Below are 6,571 nucleotides of genomic sequence, written 5' to 3'. Positions count from 1 at the left end.
CCGGCGGGGCGGTCAACGCGATGTTGCCTTCCTCGGCCAGTTCGCGTGCCAGTGCCTCGGCAAGCGTCTCACCGACTTCGACGCCGCCGCCGGGAAGCTGCCAGCCCGGCACATAAGTGTGTCGAATGAGGAAGACGGAATTGGACGCCGTGTCGTGGATCAGGCCGCGCACGCCAAGCGTCATCGGCCGCCGCAGCACGAAATAGAGATGGAACAGCCTGGCCCTGAGTCCAGCCCAGCCGGTCTGGCGGAAGGCATCTTCAGGTTTCGCCATCAGCTGCGAAACCGTGGGTGGAAAGGAAACCTTGTGTGGAAAGCCGCGCGCCCGTCGCCTATGAAAGAGAAATGTTCAGGCTCGCGCATATTTCCGATGTCCATCTGGGGCCGCTCCCCGATGTATCCTATCGCGATCTCGCCTCCAAGCGTGTGCTCGGCTACGTCAACTGGCAGCGCAACCGCCGCCGCCATATGCATGACGCCGTCATCGACACGATCGTGGCCGACATCAAGGCGAACGCGCCTGACCACCTCGCCGTCACCGGCGACCTGGTCAATCTGGCGCTCGACGGCGAGATCGAGATGGCCAAGCACTGGCTGGAGACGCTGGGATCGCCGCACGATGTTTCGGTCGTTCCGGGCAACCATGACGCCTATGTGCCCGGCGCCTTCGACAAGGTCTGCCGATCCTGGGCGGCGTGGATGAGCGGCGACGGCGTCAACACGCCGGTCGACCGCAACGCCTTCCCCTATCTGCGCGTGCGCGGCAATGTCGCGCTGATCGGTGTCTCGACGGCACGCGCAACGGCACCCTTCATGGCCAATGGTTTCTTCATGGAAGGCCAGGCGGATCGGCTTGGCAAAATCCTCGGGGATACCGCCGGGCAGGGGCTGTTCCGCGCCATCATGATCCATCATCCGCCGGTGCGCGGCGCGGTCCCGCAGCACAAGCGGCTGTTCGGCATCGCCCGCTTTCACAAGATCATTCGCCGCCATGGCGCCGAACTTGTGCTGCACGGCCATTCGCATCTGCCGTCGCTGTTCTTCATCGGCGGTCGAGGCGTCAGGATCCCGGCGGTCGGCGTCGCTGCCGCCGGCCAGGCGCCGGGCGGCAAGCACCCGGCGGCGCAGTACAATCTGTTCGACATCGACGGTGAAAAGGGAAATTGGCGAATCCGACTGACACGGCGTGGCCTGACCGGGCCGTCCATACCGCCATCCGATCTGCAGACGCTGGAGCTTGGCGCCGAGGCCGCTATGGCCGCAAGTTGACAACCATGGCCACAATGCGGTCCCAGAACAGGACGACCGACACCACAAGGCCGACCAGTGCGCCGGCAGCGACCAGGCCAAGCCCGGACAGAAAGGCCGACCAGCGCTTGCTGCGCGTCGTCGCACGCAGTGGTGGTTCGGCTTCCGGGACATTGGCGCGTTTCATGCCGGCGATAGCCGGTTCGACCCCGCCTTCCATCATCCTCTGACGCTCGACGATGCGCTCGGCGACATAGCGCGTCACGGAATCGGCAACCGGCTTCATCTCGGTGGATTCGGCAAGCACCACCCGGCCGATGCGGGTGTCCTTGAGGAAGCGATAGGTGCGGCGGTCGCGTCCCATGGCGACATGGCTGACGGCGTCGATCCACAGGCGCGGCTGCAAGCCGGACGAGACGACAAAGTCGAAATTGTCCATGTCGGCGGGAACATCGGCAAAAACCGGCGCCAGCTCGGCGGCAAGCAGATCGAGGCGCATGCGATGCGCCTCGCGCATATCGACGACGACGTCGTCGCGGTCGGCGAAGGCATTTTTCACATCACGGATGGCATCGGACAGTTTCTTCGACTGGTCGATGGTCTTCTCGCCTGCTTCCTTCATCGGCGTTTGCCTCGCGGGTTTGGTTAACATGGGGTTAACACAGCCGCCGGCAAAATGCACTGGCGAGATCGATGGGATCGAGGCTCAGGAAAATGTTGTGCGCGAAAAGGTCAGCTGGCCGCGGCGGCAAATTTCTGGCGATGTGGCCTGGCGCGGCGGCTGGTGTTGCGGCGAATGATCTCGGCAACGAGCTCGGGCGCTTCCTCGGTCAGCATATGGCCGGCCTCCAGCACATGGTGCACGTGAAAATGTGCCGGCAGATCATCCGCCTGGGTAAAGGGCAGCACCGCGTCGTCGGTTCCCCACACCACCATCACCGGCATGTTCAGGCTGTCGAGACGATCATGCGGGATGACGCCTTGCCGATCGTCCATGGTCATGGCGACTGCGATCTCGACGAGTTTTTCCAGTTGGCCGGGTCGCCGGCGCATTTCCCAGAGAGCGTCCACGGTGCGATCGAAGGGCCGGGTCCCTGGCCCCGACATAGCGACGAGGCAGGCCCTGATCTCGGACCGATCGGCTGCGCCAGCATAGCGACGCAACAGTGGTCCGTTGATCTCGGGGCCAAGGCCGCCCGGCGCCAGAAGCGTCAGCGAGGCTATTCTTTCGGGCGCAGCCAACGCCATCAGCGCCGCCACCGCACCGCCCATCGAATGACCCACGAGATGAACGCGCTTCAGGCGGCGCTCCGAGAGATCGGCGAGCACGGCCCTTGCCGCCACCTTGGCCGGACCGGCGGCGGGAAAATCGAGCGACAACCCATGCCCCGGCAGATCATAGGCCAGCGTGTGCGTGGAAGGCGCCAGGGCGGAAATCACCTCGCGCCAGACATCGTGGCAGCCGCCGAAACCATGCAGCAGGACAATGGCCTTCGAGCCAACACCCTGTTCGGCGGCAAAAAGCGATGCGGTCATGAAAGCTGATTTTTGCTGTTGTCAGGATGCGGAACACCAATTGTGGCTGGATTGCTCCTAGTCCACAGCGATGGCCAGTAAAATTTTCGCGATTTGTACGGTTGCGGACAGAACTCGGCGCTGACCGGCATCATGCGAAAGAGCGCGGGAAATCCATCGAACGCGGCGCGCTCGATCCGGACGTCGATTGGTGTCAGCTTGGGTTGCCGAGCCCGGCTGCGCGCAGCGCCTGGACCAGCCGCTCGGTCAGGTCGGCCGGATATTTCCGCTCGACGAAGGTCGCGCGCGGATCGGCGGCAAATTTAGGGAATTCGGTGGTCAGTTGGTTCAGCAGTGTGCTCACCAGATGGTCCTGTCCGGCAGCCTTGGCGCCGATCAACCGTGCCGCCAGATAGTGCGATTTCGTTGCCGTCGTTCTCAGTGCCATGCTGGCCGCGATGGCCTTGTTCATGTCGCCCTGCATGAACTCACCGACGAACAGCCCGTAATCCCACCATGTCGAGTGTCCGCTGAAGGTCTCCGCCGCATGGTCGAGGATCGGCGTTCCCTCAGCATAGCGGCCGGCGAATATCAGCCCGTAGCCGTAAGCGGCAGCCATGCCGAGATCATAGGGATTGAGTTCATAGGCCTTGCGCATCCAGCGGATCGCTTCATCCGTGTTGCCGAGGCGCGAACTGACATAGCCGTAGGAGCGATGCGCATAGGGGCTGGTCGGCCCCATCTGCACGCCGCGATGGGCAAACTCCACGGCTTTTTCAATCGTCGCATTGGGCGGATAGGCGTAATGATCGGAGACCGCCTCCAGATCCAGGGAGGCAAGTTCCGAATAAACGAGCGAGGATTTCGTGCCGCCATTGGCCAGCTTCTCGAGGCAGCGATAGGCAGCCTCATGGGTCCTGGCGTTCTGGTCGAGATAATATTTGTCGTTGAGCAGCAGGCATTGCGTCAGACCGTTCGGCGCGCCGGTCTGCTCGATGTAATTGTAGATCGTGCCCGAGGCGGGAAGCGCCGAACTCAGCATGTCGGCGATACGGTCTTCGACCGCGGCAGGTGCGCTGTCGGCAGGGGTCAGATTGCGCGAAAGAAGCACCCGTCCGGACGCCATGCTTTGCAGCTCGATGGTGATGTCGCCCGCGTCCGGTCCGGGCAAGATGTCGAATATGAAGCTCGTGGTATCGTCGGCCGGATCGGTGGCGGTGTCGCGGCCGATGAAGTCGATCGTATCGAAGCCGCTCAGGCCGGCGCGCAGCGACGCGGCGACACGGCTGGCGTAGGTGCCTTCAGCCTTGAGGCCGATATAGACTTGCGGCAGGGCGTCAGCCATTGCCGATGGCACGATGCTTCCGGTTGCGCCGGCGCTCTCGAGCGTTGCCGACATGTCGCCGCCTGCCAACAAGGCACTGCTGCCCTGACGAAGGATCAGCACCCCCAGCATGGCGATGACCAGGGCAATCGCCACCCAGAAGAAGCGGAGATGGCGCGCCACCGAGGGGGCGGGCGAAGACGGTATGGAAGCCAGCGATATCGCGCGCAGCATGCCCGTGCTGGCGTCGTTGGGCGGATCGGCGGATACAGCGCCGTCGAGCTTGAGTTCGGGGACATCCGGCAGCCGGATTGCATTCAATTCATAGGCAGGAACATAGCCGCCGCGCGGAATGGCGATGCGGACGGGTTCGGCGATGCCCTCATTGGCGAAATAGTGCTGCAGAAGCTCGCGGAGCCTGCCTGCCTGCACGCGCACCACGGCATCGGTAGACGGATCGAAATCGCCGTCCTTGCCGAAAACATCCATGGCAATGGAGAAGCCCTTGAGCCTGTCGCCTTCGCCGGCCTGTTCACGTTCGACAAGATAGCGCAGCAGCTTGCGCGCACGCTCGGACCGGCCGAACGTTTGGCTGGCAAGCAGTCGCTCCAGTGTCTCGCGCACTGCGGGGGCGGCAGGCGTGGCATGCTGCAAGTGTCGATCCTCTCGAAGTCGGCACAGGTTAAGGCGCGATCATATAGGTCCCGCACCACCAGACAAGTATACACCCCATTATGCGATCGCGTACCCCACCGGATAATTCGACGGTGGTTAATGGCCGAAAGATCGGAACCGATCACCAGATTGGGACGGTCCCGATCCTTGTTCTGGCCGTGCGTCAGCCGGCTTTCTTGCCGACGATACGGTTGGCGGCGGACATCACCGCTTCCAGCGAGGCGGCGACGATGTTGGTGTTGATGCCGGCACCGAACAGCTTGCCACCAGGATATTCCATCTCGACATAGGAGATGGCCGACGCGTTCGAGCCGCGTTGCAACGAGTGCTCGGAATAGTCGAGCACCGACATCTCGACACCGACATGTCGCGACAGCGCATCGACGAAGCCGTCGATCGGACCGGTGCCTGTGCCTGTAATCGTCACTTCCTTACCCTGGTCGAGGATGACCGCCTCGACCACGCGCCGGCCCTTGATTTCGGTGCTGGGATAGGTTTGGTGATCGAGGAATTTCAGCCGCGCGGCAGGCTGATCGACATAGGTCTCGAGAAAGCGCTCGTAGATGCGCCGGGCCGGCACTTCCTTGCCCTCGGCATCGGTGATCGCCTGGATTTCCTGGCTGAATTCGATCTGCAGATTGCGCGGCAAATTGAGGCCGTAATCGGCCTGCAGCACATAGGCGATACCGCCCTTGCCGGACTGCGAGTTGATGCGGATGATGGCTTCGTAGCTGCGTCCGACATCGGCCGGATCGATCGGCAGATAGGGCACCTCCCATACGCTCGTGTTGGCCTTCTTCAGCGCCTTCATGCCTTTGTTGATGGCATCCTGGTGCGAGCCGGAAAAGGCGGTGTAGACGAGTTCACCGACATAGGGGTGGCGCTCGGGGATCTTCAACTGGTTCGAATATTCGTAGACGTCCTTCATCCGGTTGATGTCGGAGCAGTCGATCAAGGGATCGACACCTTGCGTGTACATGTTGAGCGCCAGCGTGACGATGTCGACATTGCCGGTGCGCTCGCCATTGCCGAACAGCGTGCCTTCGACGCGATCGGCGCCCGCCATCAGGCCGAGTTCGGTGGTGGCGATGCCGGTGCCGCGGTCATTGTGCGGATGCAGCGAGACCAGCAGGTTCTCCCTGTTGTCGAGGTTGCGGCACATCCATTCGATGCGGTCGGCATAGATGTTGGGCGTCGACATCTCGACCGTCGACGGCAGGTTGATGATCAGCTTGTTGTCCGCCGTCGGCCTGACGATCTCGGTGACGGCGTTGCAGATCTCCAGCGCCACTTCGAGCTCGGTGCCGGTAAAGCTCTCCGGCGAATATTCGAAGCGAAAGCCGCCGCCGGCCTTAGCCGCCATGTCGGTGATCATCTTGGCCGCGTCGGTGGCGATGCGCTTGATGCCGCCGACGTCCTTTTCGAAGACGACGCGGCGCTGCAATTCGCTGGTCGAATTGTAGAAATGGACGATCGGGTTGGTGGCGCCCTTGAGTGCCTCGAAGGTGCGGGTGATCAGCTCCGGCCGGCACTGCACCAACACTTGCAGCGAGACATCGGCAGGTACGTTGCCTTCCTCGATGCACCAGCGGGCAAAGTCGAAATCGGTCTGCGAGGCCGAGGGGAAGCCGATCTCGATCTCCTTGAAGCCCATGTCGAGCAGCAGGCCGAACATGCGCGCCTTGCGCTCGTGGCCCATCGGATCGATCAGCGCCTGGTTGCCGTCGCGCAGGTCGACCGAGCACCAGATCGGCGCCTTGTCGATGACCTTCGAGGGCCAGGTGCGGTCGGTGAGGCCAACGGTGGGAT

6 protein-coding genes are annotated in these 6,571 nt (G+C 62.8%); 1 reads left to right on the top strand and 5 read right to left on the bottom strand.

The window, feature by feature from the left end; translation table 11 throughout:
• A partial coding sequence (locus EN993_RS29050; protein WP_127265501.1) for an NUDIX domain-containing protein occupies nucleotides 1-274 on the bottom strand: 274 nt, incomplete at its 3' end.
• 71 nt (nucleotides 275-345) lie between these two features.
• Between EN993_RS29050 and EN993_RS29045 the strand changes: the two genes are divergently transcribed.
• Nucleotides 346-1,269 carry a metallophosphoesterase gene (locus EN993_RS29045; protein ID WP_127265500.1) on the top strand — a complete coding sequence of 308 codons (924 nt, stop codon included), beginning with the start codon at nucleotides 346-348 and terminating at the stop codon, nucleotides 1,267-1,269.
• On the opposite strand, the gene EN993_RS29040 is transcribed toward EN993_RS29045, so the two are convergent.
• The 4 genes from EN993_RS29040 to leuA form a co-directional block, all read right to left on the bottom strand.
• Complete coding sequence (locus EN993_RS29040) at nucleotides 1,253-1,870, bottom strand: hypothetical protein (RefSeq protein WP_127265499.1); 618 nt, start codon at nucleotides 1,868-1,870, stop codon at nucleotides 1,253-1,255. The two genes, EN993_RS29045 and EN993_RS29040, sit on opposite strands and share 17 nt — an antisense overlap.
• Before the next feature lie 110 nt (nucleotides 1,871-1,980).
• Nucleotides 1,981-2,784: an alpha/beta fold hydrolase gene (locus EN993_RS29035; RefSeq protein WP_127265498.1), complete on the bottom strand. Its 804-nt coding sequence runs from the start codon at nucleotides 2,782-2,784 to the stop codon at nucleotides 1,981-1,983.
• A gap of 193 nt (nucleotides 2,785-2,977) precedes the next feature.
• Entirely contained in the window at nucleotides 2,978-4,741 is a 1,764-nt protein-coding gene (locus EN993_RS29030; protein WP_127265497.1) for a tetratricopeptide repeat protein, read from the bottom strand.
• A gap of 184 nt (nucleotides 4,742-4,925) precedes the next feature.
• The coding region (gene leuA, locus EN993_RS29025; protein WP_127265496.1) for a 2-isopropylmalate synthase at nucleotides 4,926-6,571 on the bottom strand (1,646 nt) is incomplete at its 5' end.

This window comes from Mesorhizobium sp. M7D.F.Ca.US.004.01.2.1 (assembly GCF_003997785.1).
GTDB lineage: Bacteria > Pseudomonadota > Alphaproteobacteria > Rhizobiales > Rhizobiaceae > Mesorhizobium > Mesorhizobium loti.
Note: the sequence above shows the minus strand (reverse complement) of the source record. Positions and strands in the feature narration are given on the sequence as shown.

Excerpts from the sequence above, each read along its gene's own strand:
- EN993_RS29040 (WP_127265499.1), bottom strand. The coding sequence starts at position 1,870 with ATGAAGGAAGCAGGCGAGAAGACCATCGACCAGTCGAAGAAACTGTCC.
- EN993_RS29045 (WP_127265500.1), top strand. The coding sequence starts at position 346 with ATGTTCAGGCTCGCGCATATTTCCGATGTCCATCTGGGGCCGCTCCCC.
- EN993_RS29035 (WP_127265498.1), bottom strand. The coding sequence starts at position 2,784 with ATGACCGCATCGCTTTTTGCCGCCGAACAGGGTGTTGGCTCGAAGGCC.